General features: G+C 57.5%; 17 protein-coding genes and 1 pseudogene. 13 read left to right on the forward strand and 5 right to left on the reverse strand.

The window, feature by feature from the left end; all coding sequences use genetic code 11:
• The first annotated feature begins 312 nt into the window (after positions 1-312).
• From HNI00_RS19060 to HNI00_RS19075, 4 genes are all read left to right on the forward strand, one after another.
• A complete protein-coding gene (locus tag HNI00_RS19060; RefSeq protein WP_316788515.1) occupies positions 313-2,223 on the forward strand; it encodes a transketolase C-terminal domain-containing protein in 1,911 nt (636 codons plus the stop codon).
• A 109-nt stretch (positions 2,224-2,332) separates the two neighbouring features.
• Positions 2,333-3,499 (forward strand): cysteine desulfurase family protein, encoded by a 1,167-nt coding sequence (locus HNI00_RS19065; protein ID WP_316788517.1) that lies wholly within the window; start codon positions 2,333-2,335, stop codon positions 3,497-3,499.
• Between the two features lie 214 nt (positions 3,500-3,713).
• Complete coding sequence (locus tag HNI00_RS19070; RefSeq protein ID WP_297078794.1) at positions 3,714-4,142, forward strand: bis(5'-nucleosyl)-tetraphosphatase; 429 nt, start codon at positions 3,714-3,716, stop codon at positions 4,140-4,142.
• A 120-nt stretch (positions 4,143-4,262) separates the two neighbouring features.
• Positions 4,263-4,820, forward strand: a complete 558-nt coding sequence (locus tag HNI00_RS19075) for a pyridoxamine 5'-phosphate oxidase family protein (RefSeq protein WP_316788520.1) — start codon at positions 4,263-4,265, stop codon at positions 4,818-4,820.
• 64 nt (positions 4,821-4,884) lie between these two features.
• Here HNI00_RS19075 and dnaG read toward each other — a convergent pair whose 3' ends face one another.
• Entirely contained in the window at positions 4,885-6,867 is a 1,983-nt protein-coding gene (gene dnaG, locus HNI00_RS19080; protein ID WP_316788522.1) for a DNA primase, read from the reverse strand.
• 252 nt (positions 6,868-7,119) lie between these two features.
• Here dnaG and HNI00_RS19085 point away from each other — a divergent pair, with 252 nt between their 5' ends.
• Together HNI00_RS19085 and tftA are read left to right on the forward strand one after the other, a co-directional pair.
• A complete protein-coding gene (locus HNI00_RS19085; RefSeq protein ID WP_297078797.1) occupies positions 7,120-7,347 on the forward strand; it encodes a hypothetical protein in 228 nt (75 codons plus the stop codon).
• Positions 7,275-8,624 carry a hormogonium tapered terminus morphoprotein TftA gene (gene tftA, locus HNI00_RS19090; protein WP_297078798.1) on the forward strand — a complete coding sequence of 450 codons (1,350 nt, stop codon included), beginning with the start codon at positions 7,275-7,277 and terminating at the stop codon, positions 8,622-8,624. The genes HNI00_RS19085 and tftA overlap by 73 nt, the downstream gene beginning before the upstream one ends.
• Before the next feature lie 278 nt (positions 8,625-8,902).
• Here tftA and HNI00_RS19095 read toward each other — a convergent pair whose 3' ends face one another.
• Positions 8,903-9,253 (reverse strand): YbaB/EbfC family nucleoid-associated protein, encoded by a 351-nt coding sequence (locus HNI00_RS19095; RefSeq protein ID WP_297078799.1) that lies wholly within the window; start codon positions 9,251-9,253, stop codon positions 8,903-8,905.
• 824 nt (positions 9,254-10,077) lie between these two features.
• On the opposite strand from HNI00_RS19095, the gene HNI00_RS19100 reads away from it, so the two are divergent.
• The gene (locus tag HNI00_RS19100) at positions 10,078-11,184 is read left to right on the forward strand and encodes a protein kinase domain-containing protein (protein ID WP_316788526.1); all 1,107 of its coding nucleotides are present in this window, start codon (positions 10,078-10,080) and stop codon (positions 11,182-11,184) included.
• A gap of 32 nt (positions 11,185-11,216) precedes the next feature.
• Here the strand turns inward: HNI00_RS19100 and psbP are convergent, their stop codons facing one another.
• A complete protein-coding gene (gene psbP / locus HNI00_RS19105; RefSeq protein WP_316788528.1) occupies positions 11,217-11,756 on the reverse strand; it encodes a photosystem II reaction center PsbP in 540 nt (179 codons plus the stop codon).
• Between the two features lie 427 nt (positions 11,757-12,183).
• On the opposite strand from psbP, the gene HNI00_RS19110 reads away from it, so the two are divergent.
• The 4 genes from HNI00_RS19110 to HNI00_RS19125 all read left to right on the forward strand — a co-directional run bounded on the left by HNI00_RS19110 (position 12,184) and on the right by HNI00_RS19125 (position 15,571).
• A complete protein-coding gene (locus HNI00_RS19110; RefSeq protein WP_297078802.1) occupies positions 12,184-12,666 on the forward strand; it encodes a hypothetical protein in 483 nt (160 codons plus the stop codon).
• 481 nt (positions 12,667-13,147) lie between these two features.
• On the forward strand, positions 13,148-13,510 hold the full coding sequence (gene folB / locus HNI00_RS19115) for a dihydroneopterin aldolase (protein ID WP_297078803.1): 363 nt from the start codon (positions 13,148-13,150) through the stop codon (positions 13,508-13,510).
• 93 nt (positions 13,511-13,603) lie between these two features.
• Positions 13,604-15,229, forward strand: a complete 1,626-nt coding sequence (locus HNI00_RS19120; protein ID WP_316788530.1) for a cation:proton antiporter — start codon at positions 13,604-13,606, stop codon at positions 15,227-15,229.
• Positions 15,230-15,334: 105 nt separating this feature from the next.
• Positions 15,335-15,571 carry a ssr2422 family thylakoid membrane protein gene (locus HNI00_RS19125; protein WP_316788532.1) on the forward strand — a complete coding sequence of 79 codons (237 nt, stop codon included), beginning with the start codon at positions 15,335-15,337 and terminating at the stop codon, positions 15,569-15,571.
• A gap of 110 nt (positions 15,572-15,681) precedes the next feature.
• On the opposite strand, the gene HNI00_RS19130 is transcribed toward HNI00_RS19125, so the two are convergent.
• Positions 15,682-16,305: a hypothetical protein gene (locus HNI00_RS19130; protein ID WP_316788534.1), complete on the reverse strand. Its 624-nt coding sequence runs from the start codon at positions 16,303-16,305 to the stop codon at positions 15,682-15,684.
• Positions 16,306-16,800: 495 nt separating this feature from the next.
• Here HNI00_RS19130 and HNI00_RS19135 point away from each other — a divergent pair.
• A pseudogene (locus HNI00_RS19135) lies at positions 16,801-17,028 on the forward strand (DNA methyltransferase); the annotation flags it as partial.
• A 68-nt stretch (positions 17,029-17,096) separates the two neighbouring features.
• On the opposite strand, the gene HNI00_RS19140 reads toward HNI00_RS19135, so the two are convergent.
• On the reverse strand, positions 17,097-18,389 hold the full coding sequence (locus HNI00_RS19140; RefSeq protein WP_316788538.1) for a class I SAM-dependent rRNA methyltransferase: 1,293 nt from the start codon (positions 18,387-18,389) through the stop codon (positions 17,097-17,099).
• 556 nt (positions 18,390-18,945) lie between these two features.
• Here HNI00_RS19140 and HNI00_RS19145 point away from each other — a divergent pair.
• Entirely contained in the window at positions 18,946-19,869 is a 924-nt protein-coding gene (locus HNI00_RS19145) for a response regulator (protein ID WP_316788540.1), read from the forward strand.
• Positions 19,870-19,926: the final 57 nt, after the last annotated feature.

The raw sequence follows: 19,926 nt of genomic DNA on the forward strand, positions 1-19,926 counted from the left end.
GATTCAAACCTACAGAAAACCTGTAAAAAACTCAACCAGTCCAAGCAGTCTGAAAATTTGAGTGCTAGGGGACAGATTGAACCACAAACAGATTTACCAACGAACCGCAAACAGATTTACCAGCAATTTAATGAGCAGTTAATCAGCAGGGGCACGTTCGCCACTAAACTTGCATTCTGGTAGCCCTATCTCTAGGATCAACCCTAGTGAGGTGAGTGCCCTGGTCTCCAGGGAAAATCGATAGCAGCCGATCCACGCTCCAATGCTGGCGATCGCTCGCACTGCCCCAACATAAATTTATGGACAAACGCTATGACTGCAACTGGCGCAACCTTCCCCATCGACCTCGGCGCATATCAAAAACTAACGCTTGATCCCACCGTGCCTACCCTGACGGCGGATCAGAAAGCGGCCCTCCAGGCTAATATCCAGCTTTGTCGAGATGCGATCGTCTTCTTCACGGCCACAGGCGCGGCCCACGGCGTGGGCGGACACACGGGCGGCCCCTACGACACCGTGCCCGAAGTCATGATTTTGGACGCGCTGTTTCGCGGCAAGCCAGAGTCTTTTGTCCCCATTTTCTTCGACGAAGCGGGGCATCGCGTGGGTACGCAATACCTGATGGCAACGCTGAATGGCGACCTGCCCGCCGAGCAGTTGATGAGCTATCGCCTGGCCCATTCCAAATTGCCCGGCCACCCAGAACTGGGGCTAACGCCTGGGGTCAAATTCAGTTCCGGTCGCCTGGGGCATATGTGGCCCTATGTGAATGGCGTCGCCTTTGCCAATCCGGGCAAGACGGTCTTTTGTCTTGGCTCCGATGGCTCCCAGCAGGAAGGCAACGATGCGGAAGCGGCCCGCCTCGCAGTTGCCCAACACCTCAATGTCAAGCTGATCATCGATGACAATGACGTAACCATTGCCGGCCATCCCTCCAAATATCTCCCTGGCTACAGCGTCAAGCACACCCTGGAAGGGCACGGGCTGAAGGTGCTGGAGGTCAACGGCGAAGACATCGACGCGCTCTACGCCGCCATCTGCGAAGCGGTGAACACCCCTGGCCCGATCGCCGTCATCTGCAAGCGCCCCATGTGCCCCGGCATCGAGGGGCTAGAAGGCTCGAACCACGGACACGACGTGATCTCTGTGAAGCTGGCGCTGCAATATCTGGAAAGCCGCGGCCACAGCGCCGCCGTCGCCCACCTCAACGGCATCCAAAAGCCCAAGCAGGACTACACCTTCCTGGGCATCAGCGAAAAATGGGATTCCAACCGCAACGTGTTTGGCGACGCGGTGAATGGAATGCTGGCCAAAATGAGCGAAACCGAGCGCAAAGAAAAGGTGCTGGTGGTCGATAGCGATCTGGAAGGCTCCTGTGGGCTGAAGAAAATCCACGATGCCTACCCAGAAGTGTTCATTCCCTCCGGCATCATGGAGCGGGGCAACCTGTCGGCGGCGGCGGGCTTTGGCATGGAACAGGGCAAGCAGGGCATCTTCGCCACCTTCGCCGCTTTTCTGGAAATGTGTATTTCCGAAATCACGATGGCGCGGCTGAACTATTCCAACCTGCTGTGCCACTTCTCGCACTCCGGCATCGACGACATGGCAGACAACACCTGCCACTTTGGTATCAACAACTTCTTTGCCGACAACGGGCTAGACGACGGCTATGATACCAAGCTCTATTTCCCTGCCGATGCCAACCAGATGAAGGCCTGCGTCGAGGCGATCTTCTTCGATCCGGGGCTGCGGTTCATCTTCTCGACCCGCTCCAAAACGCCAATCTTGCTAGACAGCAGCGGCAATGAGCTTTACGGCGGCGACTACACGTTTGTCCCTGGCAAAGATGAGGTGGTGCGCGAGGGCACGGCGGGCTATATCGTCGCGGTGGGCGATGCGGTCTATCGCGCCCTGGATGCGGTGGAGCGACTGAAGCAAGAAGGGCTGGACGTGGGGCTGATCAATAAGTCCACGCTGAACGTGGTGGACGAAGACGCGATGGCGAAGATCGGCAAGTCGCCGTTTGTGGTGGTGGTGGAGGCGTTTAACCGCCGGACAGGGCTGGGCAGCCGCTTTGGCTCCTGGCTGCTGGAGCGGGGCTACACGCCGAAGTTTGCCTACTACGGCACGCACGAAGAGGGCTGTGGCGGGCTATGGGAACAGTTCCCCCACCAGGGCATCGACCCCGTGGGCATCATCGACAAAGTGAAAAAGCTGGTGTAGAACTGGGCAGGAGCGATCCTCCCAATGCCTCTTTGCTAATTTTTGCTAAGAGAGGCCTTAGGCACAGGGTGGGCGCTGCCTGCCCTGCTGTTTAGCCCTCTTAGACGAAATGCCTCATCAGCCGATTTATCTCGACAATCACGCGACTACGCCCGTCGATCCGCGAGTGTTAGAGGCAATGCTGCCCTATTTCACGCAGCATTTTGGCAACCCCTCTAGCACGACGCATTCCTACGGCTGGGCGGCAGAGGCGGCGGTGGGGCGATCGCGCTCCATCCTTTCCGCCGCGATCAACGCGACCCCTGAAGAACTGATCTTCACCAGCGGCGCAACGGAAGCCAACAACCTGGCAATCAAGGGCGTGGCGGAAGCCTATGTTTCTCAGGGACGACATATCATCACCCTGACAACGGAACACAGCGCCGTCCTCGATCCCTGTACGTATCTGGAATCCCTGGGCTTTGAAATTACGCGGCTGGGCGTGCAGCCCGACGGCTTGGTAGATTTAGCTGCCCTAGAAAAGGCAATCCGGCCCGATACGATCCTGGTGTCGGTGATGGCGGCGAATAACGAAATTGGCGTGTTGCAACCGCTGGCAGAGATTGGCGCGATTTGTCATCAACACAACGTGCTGTTCCACACGGATGCCGCGCAGGCGATCGCCAAAATTCCGCTAGACGTGCAGGCGATGCAAATCGATCTGATGTCCCTGACGGCCCACAAGGTCTACGGGCCAAAGGGCATTGGGGCGCTGTATGTGCGGCGGCGCGACCCACGGGTGCAGCTTGCGGCGCAGCTTCACGGCGGCGGGCATGAGCGGGGGATGCGGTCGGGGACGCTGTATGTGCCGCAGATTGTGGGCTTTGCCAAGGCGGTGGAACTGGCGCTGGAGAGTCGGGAAGCGGAGTCGGCCAGAGTGACGGAAATGCGCGATCGCCTCTTTTCCTTCATTCAACCCCTGGGCGGCGTGTATCTCAACGGCCACCCCACCCAGCGGCTTCCGGGCAACCTGAATCTAAGCATCGAAGGCGTAGACGGACAGGCACTACTGCTGGCGTTGCAGTCGCAAATCGCAGTTTCTTCCGGTGCGGCCTGTAGCTCCACAAAAATCGCGCCCTCCCATGTGCTGACGGCGATTGGGCGATCGCCCGATTTGGCCTTTGCGTCGCTGCGGTTTGGCATTGGTCGCTTCACCACGGAAACGGAGATCGAGCAGGCAGGCGCGGCGGTGGTGCAGGCAGTGCAGGCGTTGCGATCGCCCGCTATCAGAAAATAACCGTTGCCAGAGAGTAGCCTCTAGTCGAGATCAGTCCAGTGCTAGCGTGATGTGACCCGTTGGCGTGGCGAGGGGTGCAGCGGGTGACCTCCCCTGCGTCGCCGCGCATTTTTCTGTCGCAAGATACGACATCCTAGAATCCGCATCGATTACACTGTGATGCAAGCATTCTGGACAAACGGCCAGGCTTGACTCCCACACGACTGAACTTGCTATGAAAGACGAGGCTTTTGGCATTGTGCCTATTTTGCGCCAGGAGGACGGCGACAAGTTTTTGCTGATTCAGCACCACGCTGGGCATTGGGGCTTTCCCAAAGGACATGCCGACCCTGGCGAAACGGCGATCGCCGCTGCCTGCCGCGAGTTTGAAGAAGAGACGGGCATCACCGCCTACGACCTGCTTAGCGAAGACGCTTTTATGGAACGCTACCGCTTCATGCGTGACAAAAAGCCCATCGACAAGACCGTGACCTACTTCCCTGCGCTGGTAAAGTCGGAAATCGTCACCTGTCAGGCAAAAGAAATCAAAGACTATGCCTGGCTGACCTACCATGACGCGGTGAAAAAAATCACGTTCAATCCAGCGCGACAAGTGCTATCGCAGGTATATTCCTATCTGAAAAATTCGGGAGTGCTGTCCTAGACTGTGCGTTTCAATGACTGTGTTTTAATCAAATGCCCCAAGGGGGCGGGGCGCGGCGCTGTGGGAATGCGGTAGGATGGCTGCCATTCTCTTATAATCCGGGCGATCGCCCCCACTCCCATGGCCCAACAATACGACTCCCTCACGCCCAAACTCCAGGACTTTATTGCCCAGCAGCAAATCTTCTTCGTGGCGACTGCCCCGCTTAGCGCCGAAGGGCATGTTAACCTGTCTCCCAAAGGACTCGACAGCTTTCGCATTTTGTCGCCTCATCGGGTCGCTTACCTGGATCTCACAGGCAGTGGCAATGAAACCTCTGCCCATGTCCAGGAAAATGGTCGTATTACCCTAATGTTCTGCGCCTTTCAGGGGCCGCCGCTGATTCTGCGGATTTACGGCCAGGGCACGACGGTTTTGCCCCAATCTCCCGAATGGGACACGCTTTACCCACTGTTCCCGCCGCTGTCCGGCGCTCGACAAATCCTCCACGTTGAGGTTGCCAAAGTCCAGACCTCTTGCGGTATGGGGGTTCCCCGCTTTGGCTACGAAGGGCAGCGCAATGAACTCGTAGACTGGGCCAGCCAGAAAGGCGAAGACGGACTGAACAGCTATCGCCAGACGAAAAATCGTGTCAGCCTGGATGGACTGGTCACGCCACTCGGCGCAGTAGATAGGTAGTGATAGGTAGTGGCTAGGTAGTGGATAAGATAGGTAGTAGACAGGGAATTAGGAGAATCCCCCATCACTCTATGAGGCCGACCCCGACCCACGGAGTTTGGGCCAAATCGGCAAAGGTGGTGTTGCGCTGCTCCTGTTCCAGCACCTTGATGCGCTGATCTTCCAGATAAAGCTGCTGCTGGTAATATTGCCCCAATTCCGGCGACGTGGTGATGTCCGTTTTCTTCCACAGATCGAGGAAGTGCCGCCGCCGCTTTTCGCACATCACCATCTCCATGCAGGCCGTGGCGGTGCGAATCACTAGGGCGGCTCGTGCCAGGTCGCGTCGCGTTTTTTCGTCAAGCTGAAAGAGAGAATAAACGGCTTCGTGCTGACCCGGGAGTTCGGCGAGGTGGTCTTGCAGGCGGGTGAGCAGAGAGACGGGGTTGGGCGGCTGAGCGCTGGTAGGCCACTCTGCCCCACTCTCCGGCTCCGCGCTATCCTGCGCTGCGGCAGAGTCCTCAATCGCCAAGATCTGCTGCCACAGCAGGCGATGGTGGGCGATGCTGAATTCCAGATCGCGGGACTCCAGCGCTGCTCGGATTTCGGCGCGGTGTTCCGGCTGGTGTAGATAGAGGCGCAGCAGTTGGGCTTCGGCTTCTTCTAGCAGCGTGCGATCGCCCGGTGTTTGCCATTTTTGCGATCGCCCGTGCCAGCGCTGCCCCCGCACCTGGGTTCGCAGGTCTTGCTCAAGCTGCACGGCCAGACGGGCGTTGCCCCGGCTCAGCAGTTCGGCGCAGCGGTGGATGTAGTGCGTGCGGAGGGTGGCGTTGGGCAGGCTGCCCAAGAGTTGGGCGATCGCCTGGGTGCTGGCATGAAACTGGTCGGGCTGGCTCAGGTCTTTGTCGGCCAGGAGTTTTTGAATCTGCCAGTCGAGCCACAGCGGCGCGTCTTGCAGCAAGTCCTGATAGGCAGACGGGGAGTGGGCCTTCAGAAACTCATCGGGGTCTTTGCCCTCCGGCAGGTTCAGAATCCGCACCTGCACCTCGCCGCGATAGGCCAGATCCGCCAGTTCGCCAATGGCCCGGTCGGCGGCTTTTTGCCCGGCCTTGTCGTCGTCAAAGTTAAAGATAATCCGCTTGGACTCGGTATAGCGCAGCAGTTGCTTGATCTGCCCCTGGGTCAGCGCAGTGCCCATCGACGCGACGACGTTGGTGATGCCTGCGGCGTGCAGGGCAATGACATCAAAGTATCCCTCCACCACGATCGCCTCGTCTCGCTTGGCGATCGCCCCTTTGGCCAGATCCAGCCCATACAGCGTCTTGCCTTTGTCGAACAGGTCGCCCTCTGGCGAGTTGAGGTACTTGGGCTGTTCGTCGCCCAGGGCCCGCCCGCCAAAGCCAATGACGCGCCCCTGCACGTCGCAGATGGGAATCATCAGGCGATCGCGGAATCGGTCGTAATATCCACTGCCGCCCTGCCGGGGCACCAGCAAGCCCGCCTGCTCCACCCGCTCCACGGGATAGCGCTTTTGCTCTACCAGATAGCCGTAGAGCGTCTGCCAGCCGCCGGGGGCATAGCCCAGTTGAAACTGCTGGACGATTTCGGGCGACAGCTTGCGCTTGGTTCGCAAATAGTCGAGGGCGATCGCCCCTTGGCTCTGGTGCAGCGCGTGTTCAAAAAACTTGGCCGTCACCGCCAGAATTTCATAAAGCTGGTCTCGCTGCGACAACTGCCGCTGAAATTCCTGCCGCTGCTCCGGTTCTAGGGTCTTCACGGGCACCTGATAGCGCCGCGCCAGCTCCAGCACCACCTCCCCAAAAGACTGCTTGCCAATCTCCATCAAAAACTTGATGGCGTTGCCCCCGGCTCCGCAGCTAAAGCAGTAGTAGAACTGCTTGCTGGGGCTGACGGAAAAGCTGGGCGATTTATCATCGTGGAACGGACACAGGCCGGTGAAATCTTTACCCTGCTTTTTTAGCACCACATGCTCGGACACGATATCGACGATATCGACCCGCTGCTTCACGTCTTCGATGGTGTCGGGGTGGAGGCGCGGCGTAACCATGCGGCTGGAGGGGGCAAGGGCGTATCCTTTATTCTGACGCTTTTCTACAAACTTGCACGGGTAACGCGATGTGCAACTTTCAATCTGCCCTCATCCCCCAACCCCTTCTCCCAGGTTGGAAGAAGGGGAGCAAAAGAGGCTTGAAGTCCCTCTTCTGCTCTGGGAGAGGGCTTAAAGCCTCCGGCATCCCAGAAAAGGGTGAGGGGGATCAGCAGAGTTGCACATTGCGTTTTCTAATATTTCTAACGCCGAATGGCCGGAGGCATTGCGGTCAATAAACCTGCGCCAAGGGTGCGGAATTTAGCTAGTCTTACGGGTAGCGCGATCGCCCTGTCTCCAGGGTCTAGAGTGCAAGGGGCGATCGCCGCCAAATTGGAAACGGGCACGCAAACGAGGATCAGCAGTCGATGGGACGGATTTTTATCTCTGCGGGGCATGGCGGCACAGAAGGCGCGGGCATCGACCCCGGCATTGTGGTAGCAGGCACAACGGAGGCGCGGGAGATGATCCTGACCCGCGACCTGATTGTGGCCGAACTGCGGGCGCGGGGGCTGGAGGTGCTGTCCGTGCCGGACGACCTGAGCATGGCCCAGACCCTCGCGTGGATCAACGCGCGGGCGCAAAACCTGGATGTGGCGCTGGAAATCCACGCCGATGCCTCCCCCAACCCCTCCGTGCGCGGCGCAACCGTGTTCTACATCCCCACCAACAGCCAGCGCAAAGCCCATGCGGAACTGCTGCTGCTGGCGCTGCTGCGGCGCGTTCCCCAACTGCCCAATCGCGGCGCAAAGCCCGACACCGACTCAGGGACAGGCAGCCTTGCCTTCTGCCGCCAGTTGATCGTTCCCTCACTGCTGATGAATGTCGGATTTCTCACAAGTCCAGAAGACCGCAGCATTTTGCAAAACCAGCGGCGCGACCTGGCGCTGGGCATTGCCGACGGACTCTCGTCCTGGAGCCGGGCTGTGGCGGGTCTACCCCCCGACCCCGGCGGCGAAACCTACCCCAGCATTAGTATCAATATCAACGGCGGACTGTATGACGAGCGCGGCATTATCGTCAACGGCAATGCCTTTATTCCCGCTGATCTGGTCGATCGCCTGGGCATTGATATCAGCCAGTCGCCCGACATCCGGCGTGTCACCTATCGCAATATTGTCTACGTGCGGGCGGTGGAACTGCGACCCTTTAATGTGTCTGTCACCTGGGACGCGGCCACGCGCACCGTGATCTTGCAAAACTCTGGCATCTGTCCGGGGCAAATCGACCGGATTATGGGCCTTGGGCAGACTTCAGAACTGCAACTGCGGATGTTCTTGAAGAATAATAACGAGGCCGGGCTGAACCAGTTTCCCGACCTGCCGCGCCTCTACCGCGAAGAGGGCAGCGTGGAGGGCGTGAACTATGACCTCGCCTTTTGCCAGATGTGCGTCGAGACGAGCTTTTTGCAATTTGGCGGCACGATCCAGCCAGGACAAAACAACTTTGGCGGGTTGGGCGACGCGGCGGGCAGCCCCAGCGGTGCCTCTTTTCCCAGCGCTCGCATTGGCGTGCGGGCCCACATTCAGCACCTCAAGGCCTACGGCAGCACGGCTCCGCTGGTGCAGGGGCTAGTCGATCCGCGCTTTCGATTTGTGGCGCGGGGGGTTGCGCCGCTGGTGGGGCAGCTCAGCGGGCGCTGGTCCGCCGACCCGCAGTATGGCGACAAGATTATGGCGCTGGTGCGGCGGCTGTACGAGTCGGCGGGAATTTTGTAGGAATTTTGTAGGAATTTTGTTACAAGACTGTCCCAGGGCGTTTTGCAGGAAGTTGCAAAGAGGCAGAGGGAAGGGCGATCGCCCCCTCCCCACGCACTAACGCACCTTGGAACGACAAAAGAGACGCAGCCTCGAACCGCGCCTCTTCTCAGAATTACAAATCAAAATTACAAAGACTCAGAATCGCTGAGATTTAGATCTGTTGAGAGCTACAGGCGCTCAAAACCCAAAGACCCAACCCCTTGAGCCTGAAATTTTGGCTGGGAGTTTCCGCTGGACTAGCCCAGCCCAGGCAGATTCAGTCCACCGGTCAATTCTTCCATTCGCTCACGCATGGTGGCGGTGGACTTGTTGTAGGCATCTTTGGCCGCCGCCAGCACCAGATCGGCCAGCACCTCTGGCCCCTCGCCCATTGCGTCTTGCGTAATCTCGACCCGGCGAGGCTCTTGGTTGCCGCTCAGCACCACCTTCACCAGCCCGCCGCCTGCTTCGCCTTCAATTTCCATGACTTCTAGCTCTTCTTGCAGGCGCTTTGCACCCTCCTGCACCTGTTGAGCTTTTTTGAACGCTTCGGTCAGCTCTTTCATTTTGCCGAGTCCAAAGCCGCCGAATCCCTGTCCTTTGGTCATAATAGTTGCGCTTTGTGGAATTACACACACTCGAATGCTAAAACCTTAGCACTTTTAGATCGCGATATCGTCAGGAACTGTGGACTTCGCAATAATCGCGCAATTCGCCCAGACCTGGCAGGGAAGCCTCCGGGTGGCGATCGCCCACGCCAGAATAAGTTTCTAGCCCCCTTTGCTCGTGATCTGCCTGTCATTCGCCTATGATCTGAATTCACTTTGCTCTTGCCTCACTCTGCGTCTCAGGTATCGAGCCATGATCAGACCGCGTCTGACCTAATCCACCTCGTATCCCCAGCCCCTTCTTGCTTTACCAGGTTGACTTCACAATTTGACTTCACAATTTGACTTCACAATTTGACTTCACAATTTGCCCCTTAGGGTACGCGCTTTGCCTTGCCTGCCAGCCTCTCCAGGCTGTGGGACGAATTTCCCCAAATCCACGCAGGCGTTATCCGGTGAGGCGGGTCAGAATTTTACTAGGACTTTAAGTAGATGAAGCTTGGGTATAGCCCCTATCCAGAATGAGGGAATGCGGTTTAAAACCAGAATCATCCCAAGGTTGGAAATCTATTGGAAATGTGATGGGAGCATCAGGAATGCCAAGCCTATCTGGAGATGGGCAAATCCCTTGAAAATCCACAGAATTTCCTAAATTGGTTTATGCTACTGGGTAGGTTGTGAAGGGCAGCGAACGCTGCTCCAGACAGTTGGAGAGTCCGCTCGTGCGTTTCGTTGGCGCAGGTATCAGAACCATCTGGCTCGGACTCAGGGATTTTTCGGATCAGCGCTGGCTTCTTTAATTTTGACTTCACATCTCAAACTTAATGATGGCGTCCTCCACCACCCCCCTAAATGCAGCCCGATCCTCCCGGCAACTGCTAACTCAGCCCGGCCAGCTTTGCCAAAATAGCCAACTGTTTCGCGATCGCTATCAGGTGCTGAAGGCCCTCGGACGCGGCGGTTTTGGCATCACCTTCTTGGCGCGAGACGTATCGCTGCCCGGCAGCCCCCTCTGCGTTATCAAGCAGCTTTGCCCCAAGATGGACAACCCCGCCGTGCTAAAGCGGGCCTCTGAACGGTTCGAGCGGGAAGCCAAGACCCTCAGCCAGTTGGGCAGCCATGCGAGTATTCCCCGCCTGCTGGATTACTTTCAGGTAGAAGGTGAGTTTTACCTGGTGCAGGAATACGTGCGGGGATATACCCTAGCGAAGCAGGTCAAGCAAAACGGCCCCTTTTCGGAACTGGCCGTCAAGCACTTTTTGCGAGAATTGCTGCCGATTTTGGGCTACGTCCACCAGCAGCAGGTGATCCATCGCGACATCAAGCCGCCCAACCTGATCCGCTGCGAAGACGACGGGCGGCTGGTGCTGATTGATTTTGGCGCAGTAAAAGAGCGGATTGTGGAAGCTGGCGAAACCACCCACAAAACCGCAACGACGCAGTTTGTGGGCACGGTGGGTTTTGCGCCGCCAGAACAGCTTGCCTTGCGCCCCACCTACGCCAGCGACCTGTACGCGGTCGGCGTGACCTGCCTGTATATGCTTACGGGCAAGCCGCCAATGGAGTTTGAGTATGATGCTTACACAGGCGAAATGCTCTGGGAAGATTACGTTCACGTCAGCGACCACTTTGGCAAAATTCTGACCAAGCTGCTGCGGGTGTCGCTGCGCGATCGCTATACGTCGGTCGAGCAGGTGCAGCGAGCGCTTGACCTAGAGCCATACCTAGACAACCTGGCCGACTGCATGAACGTCAACCGCCGCCTGTCGGCTTCGGGTGCTGCGGAAGCGGTCGTTGAGCCTGCGCCCCGGTTTTCGCCCTTTGCCCAGACCGCCCAGCAGATTCGCCAGTGGCGATCGCGCCTCCAGCAGCGCCAGCAGGGACAAGCCTGGAACAATGGCGAACTGGTTAGCTCCGGTTTTTGGGGCTGAGGGACAGGTTCGCGCAATGGGCTAGTTCATCACTAGCTCACCGAAAACGACTCCACAATCGTCCGAAACGTCTTCTCAGCCTGGGCCCAGCGCCGTCCTGTGGTGGATAGGTTGAAGGTGTACAGTTTGCCTCGTTTTACCGCGACACTCGCTAGGTTGTGGCGCTGGAGATCGGGCGCGTCCACGGCAAATTCCAGCAAATAATAGGTTTGCCCGTTGACCTCATGGGATTCGGCGCTGATTAGCTCCGCCCGTCGCCCGGCCGGGTTGGGTTGCAGCGCGTTTTTCCATAGCTTATAGCCCACCTCGCTGGGGCTGCCCAGGTCTTCCAGCGTTTTGTCGTCGGGCACGGGGCTGATGATCACGCTGACATTTTCGGTGCTTTCGATCAGGTCATGCAGCACGAGTTGGGGGCCGTCCTTCACCGTGACGGGCACCCAACTGTTGAGATAGAGAAACTCATAGCCCTCGGTGCTGTCTACATAGCGATCGAGCGCCGCCGTGACGGACGTGCAGCCCTGCATCGTCAGACCAATCGCGACCAGCACCGTGACAATCCATCGCTTTAGCATGGAGGCTTCCAAACGCAGCGGTTCTATTGTCCCACGGTGGCTTTCCCACAAGCTTGTCAGGCGCAAAAAAAACCTCCGGCCGCGAAACCGGAGGTTATTGAATCAGGGTGCATCTACCAATGACTTTTACGGAAATGACGACACGTATCAGGACGGATTTGGGGACAAACCTGGAATGAATTTGGAAAATGAATCTGGAATCCATTCGGAATCCGTTCGGAAGCAAACTCGAATCCTCGATCTGGAACCATCAACTGTGGTCGATCAGGACTTCGCGGGAACTGTCTGGAAGCCAATTCGGATTGATGGTGCGGATTGCATTAAGATCCAAGTCTAAGATCCAAGTTTAGGGTGGGCGATCGCCCCCTTCTCCGTTCAGAAATCTTCAGATCCCCTTGCGGAACTCGCCCTTTCGGAACCCGTCCCTATGCCTCTACCTGACGACACGCCCGCCTGGGAAATTCGTCCCAACGATGCCTTGGTGCCGCTGCACTATGACGACGAACTGGTGGGCTTTCTGAAGCCCGATATCGCGATCCGCGTTGCCAATATCTTGAACGAAGAATATCGCGCTCGCAGGGCGCTGCGGCTGGCGTGCTATGACCTAGTGAGTCGTGCGGGCGGCGGCAACAGCGAGATTGAGGAACTGGTGAACAAGTATCTGGCAAGGGCGACGCAGCCTCGGTCGGGCGTGGGGGCGATCGCCCGCTGGCTAAAGCAGCGCCAAGACGAGCTAGGCGTAACCGATGCTGAATTTGAACGGTTTTGCGATTCCTATCGACTGCCCAAAGAAAAGTTGGAAGCGCTGTCGATGGGCGACATAGACGGCTCGATGCTGGTGCCCTTGGCGCGGGTGCTGGGCTGCTCCATCCAGGACGTGATGGAAGTTTTGGAAGGCAATCAGAGATAGCCGTTTGAGGTTTTTTGGAACGCCTAAGTTGGGCTGAGCCAACGGATTGACCTCAGAAAGAGCAGGAGTCAAGAGCAGTGGTTCTGCCCTACAAAACAAAAACAGCGGGCAGCAAAACAGAAAGCCGACCTGATAGGAGATGACAGAATTCCTGATACGCTTCTGCCGCTTGGATGATGCGATTTAGCGTACAGTTGGCTTATTGTGGCTTATTGTTAATTTTGTTAATTCTCGTAGGACTTACGCATCTGGACGATTTCTCGAAGGCTGTGCCCGCGAGAAATCGTCCAAAGCCCAGCAAACTTATCGCAAGTGCGTAGGTTCTGTCTCGATTTCGGGTTTGCGATTTTGGATTGCCAGATCAGCGCCTGCTGAGCGTCCAGCAACTCCCTTCGTCGTGCCACCCAGGAGAATGGACATTACCGCCTGCTGGGCCTGTTGGGCGGATCAGGCTTTGTCGAATTAAATGAATTGCGGATTAATGGCAGATTGCATTTATTTAACCGGGCTGCGGGCCTTTGGCTATTCAGGCTATCTGGAGGCAGAACAGGTCTTGGGGCAATGGTTTCAGGTGGACTTGACCCTGTGGGTTGATCTATCCAAAGCAGCAGAGAGCGATCGCCTAGAAGACACCTACGACTACCGCAACAATGTGGCCACCGTTCTCCAACTCATTCGCACCGAACGGTTTCGCCTGATCGAGCGACTGGCCGGGGCGATCGCCCAAATCATGCTCTCCAGCGGCCAGGTTGAACAAGTCACCGTGCGCCTGACCAAGGTCAACCCGCCGATTCCCGACTTTACAGGACAAGTCGCGGTAGAAATCACGCGGAGTAGAAAGTAGCGCAATTTTGCGTAGCGCAATTTTGCGTAGCGCAATTTTACAAAGCCCAAAACCCAAAACCCAAGACCCAAGACCCAAGACCCAAGACCCAAAATGCTGCCAAGCCTCCTCTGGACTCTCCTCATCGGCTTCTTTGCCGGACAACTAGCACGACGGCTGAAACTGCCCGCCCTCGTCGGTATGGTGCTGGCGGGCATCGTGCTGGGCCCCCAAGTGACGCAGACCCTCGCGCCAGAGCTACTGGAGTCAGCAGGTGTGTTGCGGACGATCGCCGTCATGGTCATCCTGATGAAGGCCGGGCTGGGGCTAGATCGAGAAAAACTGGCTCAACAGGGGACTGTGGCGCTGCGGCTTGGCTTTTTGCCTGCGGCCTTGGAGGCAGTGGCGATCGCCCTCGGCGCAATCTGGCTGCTGGGGTTTGACTTTGCCACAGGGCTGCTTCTGGGCTGCATCATCGGTGCAGAGTCGCCCGCCGTCATCGTACCCGGAATGCTGCGGTTAAAGAGTCTGGGCTGGGGCGTACAAAAGGGCATTCCCGATGCCATTTTGACGGGGAGTGCCCTGTCGGACGTGCTGCTGCTGCTGGTGTTTAGCCTGCTGCTGGCGTTTCTCTCCCAGGGCGCGGCGGCGGGGCTAACCCTCCCCGGCCGCCTCACGCTCACCCCCCTGCAACTGCTGCCGCTGCAGCTGATCTTGCAAATTGCGCTGGGGGTGCTGCTGGGCTGGCTGACGGCGCAGTTACTTGTCTTTTTGCTGGCGAAGCAAAACTGGACGCAAAACGCTGTACAGGATGCGCTGGTGGCGGCAGGGTTTGCGCTGCTGCTGGTGGTGCTGGCAGAGGAATATCCCCTGTTTTCGGGCTATCTGGCGGTGATGTCGCTGGGGTTTTTCCTGATCGAACTGGATGCTCCCCTGGCGCGGCGGCTGCGGGGTGGGTTTGATGCGCTGTGGGGCGTGGCGGAGATTTTTCTGTTTGTGCTGCTGGGGGCTAGCATTCAGCTCAATGTGTTGGGCAACACGCTGGGCGTAGGGCTGGCGATTCTGGCGATCGGTACGCTGATCGGGCGGATGGTGGGCTGGTATCTGTCTACGCTGGGCAGTAATTGGAACTGGAAGGAGCGGCTGTTTCTGCTGCCTGCAAACTCGGCCAAGGCGACGGTGCAGGCGGCGATCGGCGCAATTCCGCTGTCTCAGGGCATCGCGGGTGGAGAAGCGATTCTGGCGATCGCCGCTCTTTCCATCCTGGTCACAGCACCCCTGGGAGCTTGGGCCATCCCCACGTTTGCACCCCGACTGCTGGAAAAAGGCGACGTAGACCCGACCAAAGTGGCGATCGCCCGTCCTATCACCCTCCTGGCCGCCGTCGATACCTCGCCCCTCGCCCCCGCCGTCCTCCGCAAAGCCGCCGAACTGGCCCGCCGCGCTGATGCTAGCGTCATTGTGCTGCACGTTGTCCAGGTCAACGACCCTGCCAGCATCCAGCGCCTGCAATCCCAAACCGAAACGCTCCTCGCCGATATCCGCCACCGCTTTGTCACCACGATCGGCCCCGCCCCAGAGGAAATCGTGCGCGTCGCTCAGGAGTTTCGAGTAGATGAGATTGTCATGGGCAAACGGGGCGATCGCCTCTGGGAAGTGGGACTAGTCGGCTCTGTTTCTCAATCCGTCCTAGAGACGGCCGAGATCCCAATCGTAGTTGTGGATAACTGGACGGCGTGACCCTTGCTTCCACCCGCAATCTTATGGAACAGGTTTCTAACTAGCTAGGCTCAATGGATAGCTAGATTAGCTAGATTCAGGATTGGCTACTCTACGCAAAGCGTCATGCAAGCCACCGATACGTCCGACAGTTTTCAAAAAGCAGTGCTAGAACGCTTGGACAATCTCAAGGTTGAACTAGACAGCCTCAAGGTAGATGTGGACGGGCTGAAGCAAGAGCTGGGCGAGACCAATGTGCGCGTGGATGCGTACCAAAAAGCTTCTAATCAAGTCGTGAACCTGGCCTTTGGGCTAATTGCAACTGCAACGCTGACGATTATTGCAAGTACGGTTCTGCGATAAAACCTGTCAATAAAAATTGACCTTTTTAGCACCACGCATGAGATTGGCCGAGGCCCCGCAAACGCTTGACGGGCAATCCAAAATCGCAAATCCAAAATCGAGAATCGATATTAGGGTGTTGCGCTGCCGACTAAATCTGGCTGAAAGGGCTGCATGAGAATTCCCAGAATTTGCCCAATCTGGCTGATGTAATACTCTGGTGAATCAATCCAAACGGTCGTTCCTTCGAGCATCAGGAAGCGCCAGTTGGTACCGCTGGTGACGGCTCCATAGATGCGACGAATCGGCTGTTCTCTTTCCGCATTGAAAATCTGGGCGGCGACCATTGTGGCGATGCACTGCCCTAGCCCACCGATAATATCTTCCCGCTTTGCCTCGACGACGGTCATCACCGGAGCCTCGATGTAGAGCTGCTCTGCGGAGGCGGACAGAATGAAATCACAAAAGCCTTGCAGGCCCCTCGCGGCATCCACATTAAACTCAACGCCGGAAAAGAGAGCGATGCGGTAGTGCATCTGACGGCGGACTTCGGCCAGGATGGGCGCGATCAGAAATTCGGAGCGGGCTTTTTCGGTGCCGATGCTTGTGGCGAGGGTGGTGAATTCGGTGAGGGTTTGGGACAGGGCAGGGGACGGCGAGACGGCGGGAATGTTGGCGAACAGGCTGCCGCTTTCCTGGGTGGTTAGTCCGAAGGCGGATTTGACTTTGGCTAGGGTGAAGTCGCTGTAGGCCATCAAGAGTCTCGCCTGGGTTGTTTCACTTCAATCTTATCGCTCCTCCGAACGGGCGACTTGGGCCAGCGATGTCGACGAAATTGTCGGAGAAAGCGGATTTCTAGCTGAAAAGGTGAATTATAACGATGCGTGGGCGGGTTCGGTGGGAATACTGAGTTGGCAACCCCTCATCCTCTTCTCCCTAGGGAGCTAGTATGTACACACAAGTCTTCTATTCTTAAGCGGCGACGCTTTGATCCCCCCTAGCCCCCCTTTGATCCCCCCTAGCCCCCCTTAATAAGGGGGGAACCGGATCGGAAGTCCCCCTTTTTAAGGGGGATTAGGGGGGATCTCAACGGATTTGCCCTAGTCCAGTCAATTTGTGTGTACACAGTAGCCCTAGGGAAAAGGGGAGTATTGCCTCACAATTAGCGCCGTCAAACAGGGCGTTCTCGTAGACTTCTCCCTAGAGAGAAGGAGAGCATCACCTCACACCCTTCGTCCCCCAAAGCCGCTATGAATCCTTTTGAAGCCTATATCCGTGATTTGCAAGAGATTCGAGCGACCGGAGCGGCGGTGAAGGAAACGTCCTATTATGGGGCGCTGGAAACGCTGCTGAACGAACTGGGCAAAACGCTGAAGCCCAAGGTGCGCTGTGTGATGCAGCTCCGAAATATTGGCAGGGCGGGAATGCCTGATGGCGGCTTGTTTACGGCGAGTCAGTTTCAGCGGCGATCGCCCATTTTGCAACACCATCCTTGCGGCGGCCCTGCGTTTGGAATGTGAATCCTGCCCGGTGGCAAACCGCGCCTTTATCCCGCTTCCAAAACTAGCCCTTTCAAATATTGCCCTTCCGGGTGGTAGAGGCTAGTGGGGTGGTCGGCGGGCTGGCTGAGGTGGCCGAGCAGTCGCACGGGGCGGCCTGCGTCGATTGCCCCGGCGGTGACGGCCCCTTTGAAATTGTCGAGTGAGACGACCTGGGAGCAAGAAAAGGTAAAAATCAGACCGCCGGGGCGAATTTTGAGGAGGGCGAGATAGTTGAGGCGGCGGTAGGCCAGGGTGGCCTGGTGGCGGGCAGAGAGGGATTTGGCGAAGGCGGGCGGGTCGAGGATGATCACGTCGTAGTCATCGTCGCAGTCTTTCAAAAAGTTGAACACATCGGCAGCGTAGGACTGGTGAGTGCCTGGGGTTGCCGGATTCAACGAGACATTTTGCTCTGTCCAGGCGATCGCCTTTGCGGAACTATCTACCGAATGCACCACCGCCGCACCTGCTTGCAGAGCATAGACTGAAAAGCCGCCCGAATAGCAAAACGTATTCAGCACCTTCTTTCCGGCGACGTGCTGCGACAGCAGTTGGCGATTGTCGCGCTGATCCAGAAAAAACCCCGTTTTCTGCCCTTCTTCCCAGTCCACCGCAAAGCGATGCCCGTTTTCCAGCACCTCGCCTAGTCGCTTTTCGCCCAGGTTTGCTTCGCCAAACAGGTATTGATTGGTGGGCTGAGACTTGCCCCCGTGCAGCACGGCCGCGCTTTTGTCATACACTGCCCGCAGGTCGGAGCCGTAGAGCGTTTTCAGGCACTCCACAATGCGATCGCGCTGCTGGGCCATGCCCAAAGAATAGGTCAGCACCACTGCCACGCCGTGATACCAGTCCACAATCAGCCCCGGCAGCCCATCGCCTTCGGAATTGATCAGGCGGTAGCAGTTGGTGGGATTGGGGTTGGCATTGAGGTTGGCATGGGAGGTGGCATCGGGTTTGGCATCGGGTTTGGCATCGAGGCGATTCGCAAAGCAATCCCTACAGGAACCGCCCGCCGCCAGTCCCAACTGTTTTCGCAGCGCGTAGGCCTGCTGAAACCGTTGCAGAAACAGCGCGTCTAGCGACTCGACGGGCTGAAACGAAACGACTTTGACCGCAATGCTGCCTGCGCCGAAAAAGCCCGCCGCCAAAAACTCGCCGCGATCGCTGTACACCTCGACCCAATCCCCCTCCTGCGCGTCTGGCTCGATGCGCTTAATTGCCCCCGAAAAGATCCAGGGATGGAAGCGCCGCACGGCATCGGCTTTATGATCTCGAAGAATAATGCGAGGAAGCGATACCATGACGTTGAGCAGGGTGTGATTAAGGAGCCAGTCGGTCGATGGGGCGATTCGGGGCGACTCGGGGCAATTCGGGGCAATTGACCAAGGCACATCTTCCACTATACAGCGCCCGATTTTTCTTGGTTTTGGGCACTCCACCCCGCAGTTTTGGAATTTTATTTTCCTGTAGCGTTATAACTGCGACAAATGTGCCCAAACTAAAAGCACAGTTACAGCATTCTCGAAGCGAGTGAGGAACGGGGGTGGCCCAGAAATCCCTGTCTCTTCGGGGCAGTGCGAACCTGACCCCGCCAGAAAATGTTGTATCCAGGTTGTATCCAGTTGTCTCCAAATGCTGTATCCAACAGCCAAACGTTAACCAGTCACATTGCTAAATCACGAGAACAGCAGACGAGCGGTTCCTGGAGATTCTTTTTATCAAAGGGGTGTGTTGTAGATCTGTTGTAACCGTGTAAACGCCTATTAAACGCCGACTCAGCCTCGCCACTGCTCAGAAGCAGCATTTTCAATCCACTACCCAGCAACACAGCCAGTCAAACAGCAGCCAAGGATGGTTATGGACATTGCACTGCCGGAATTAGAACATATTAATCGCCAGTTGGCCAGCCTGGAGCGGCCCAAGAAGCCTAAAATGCTAGTGGTCGATGACGAGCCAGACAATTTGGACTTGCTCTATCGCACGTTCCGGCGCGACTTTAACGTGCTGCGTGCAGAAAGCGGCGTGATGGCGCTGGAGGTGCTGGCCGCCGAGGGCGAAGTCGCGGTCATCATTTCCGACCAGCGGATGCCCGAAATGAAGGGCACTGAATTCCTCAGCAAGACTGTTCCCCAGTTTCCCGACACAATGCGGATTATCCTGACCGGGTTTACCGACGTGGAAGACCTGGTGGACGCGATCAACTCTGGGCAGGTTTACAAATACATCACCAAGCCCTGGGACCCCAATGAGCTAAAAGCCGTGGTGCAGCGGGCGGTGGAAACCTATGACGTGCAAAAACATCGCACGGAAGAACTGCGCCGCGCCCAGTCGCAGACGATCCTGCTGGGAACGCTGGTCAAAGTGACTCAGGAGGCGACCGGGCTGGAGCAAGCGCTGGAGGCGATCGCCAAGACCTTTGGGGAAACCTATGAGGCCGATGGCTGCACGCTGCATCTGGTGGAAGCGGGCAAACCCGGCACGCTGCAAGGCAACTATGGCACTGCGCTGCCGTCCCTGGGCGATGACCCGGTGGTGCAAGAGGCGATCGCCACCCAAAAGCCCCAGGTGAAGGTCAACGAAAGCGCTGAAGAGGGCGTATTGGCTCATCTGGTGCTGCCTGTGCTGTTCCAAAGCGCCAGCATTGCCGTGCTGTCTCTCCGCTGGGGCAAGCCCTTCTCGCTGCAAGAAGACGAGCTGCTGCGTTTGTATCTGGCGGCTCAGCAAATTGCGCTGGCGCTGACCTGTGTGCGGTTTGGGCGAGACTGGCGGGTGGCCGCGTGAGAGGAGGCTGGAGGAAGTGGAGTGATGGGGAAGAGGGAAGAGGGAAGAACGAAGAGG

This window comes from Thermoleptolyngbya oregonensis NK1-22, from assembly GCF_032705245.1.
GTDB classification, from domain to species: domain Bacteria; phylum Cyanobacteriota; class Cyanobacteriia; order Elainellales; family Elainellaceae; genus Thermoleptolyngbya; species Thermoleptolyngbya sichuanensis.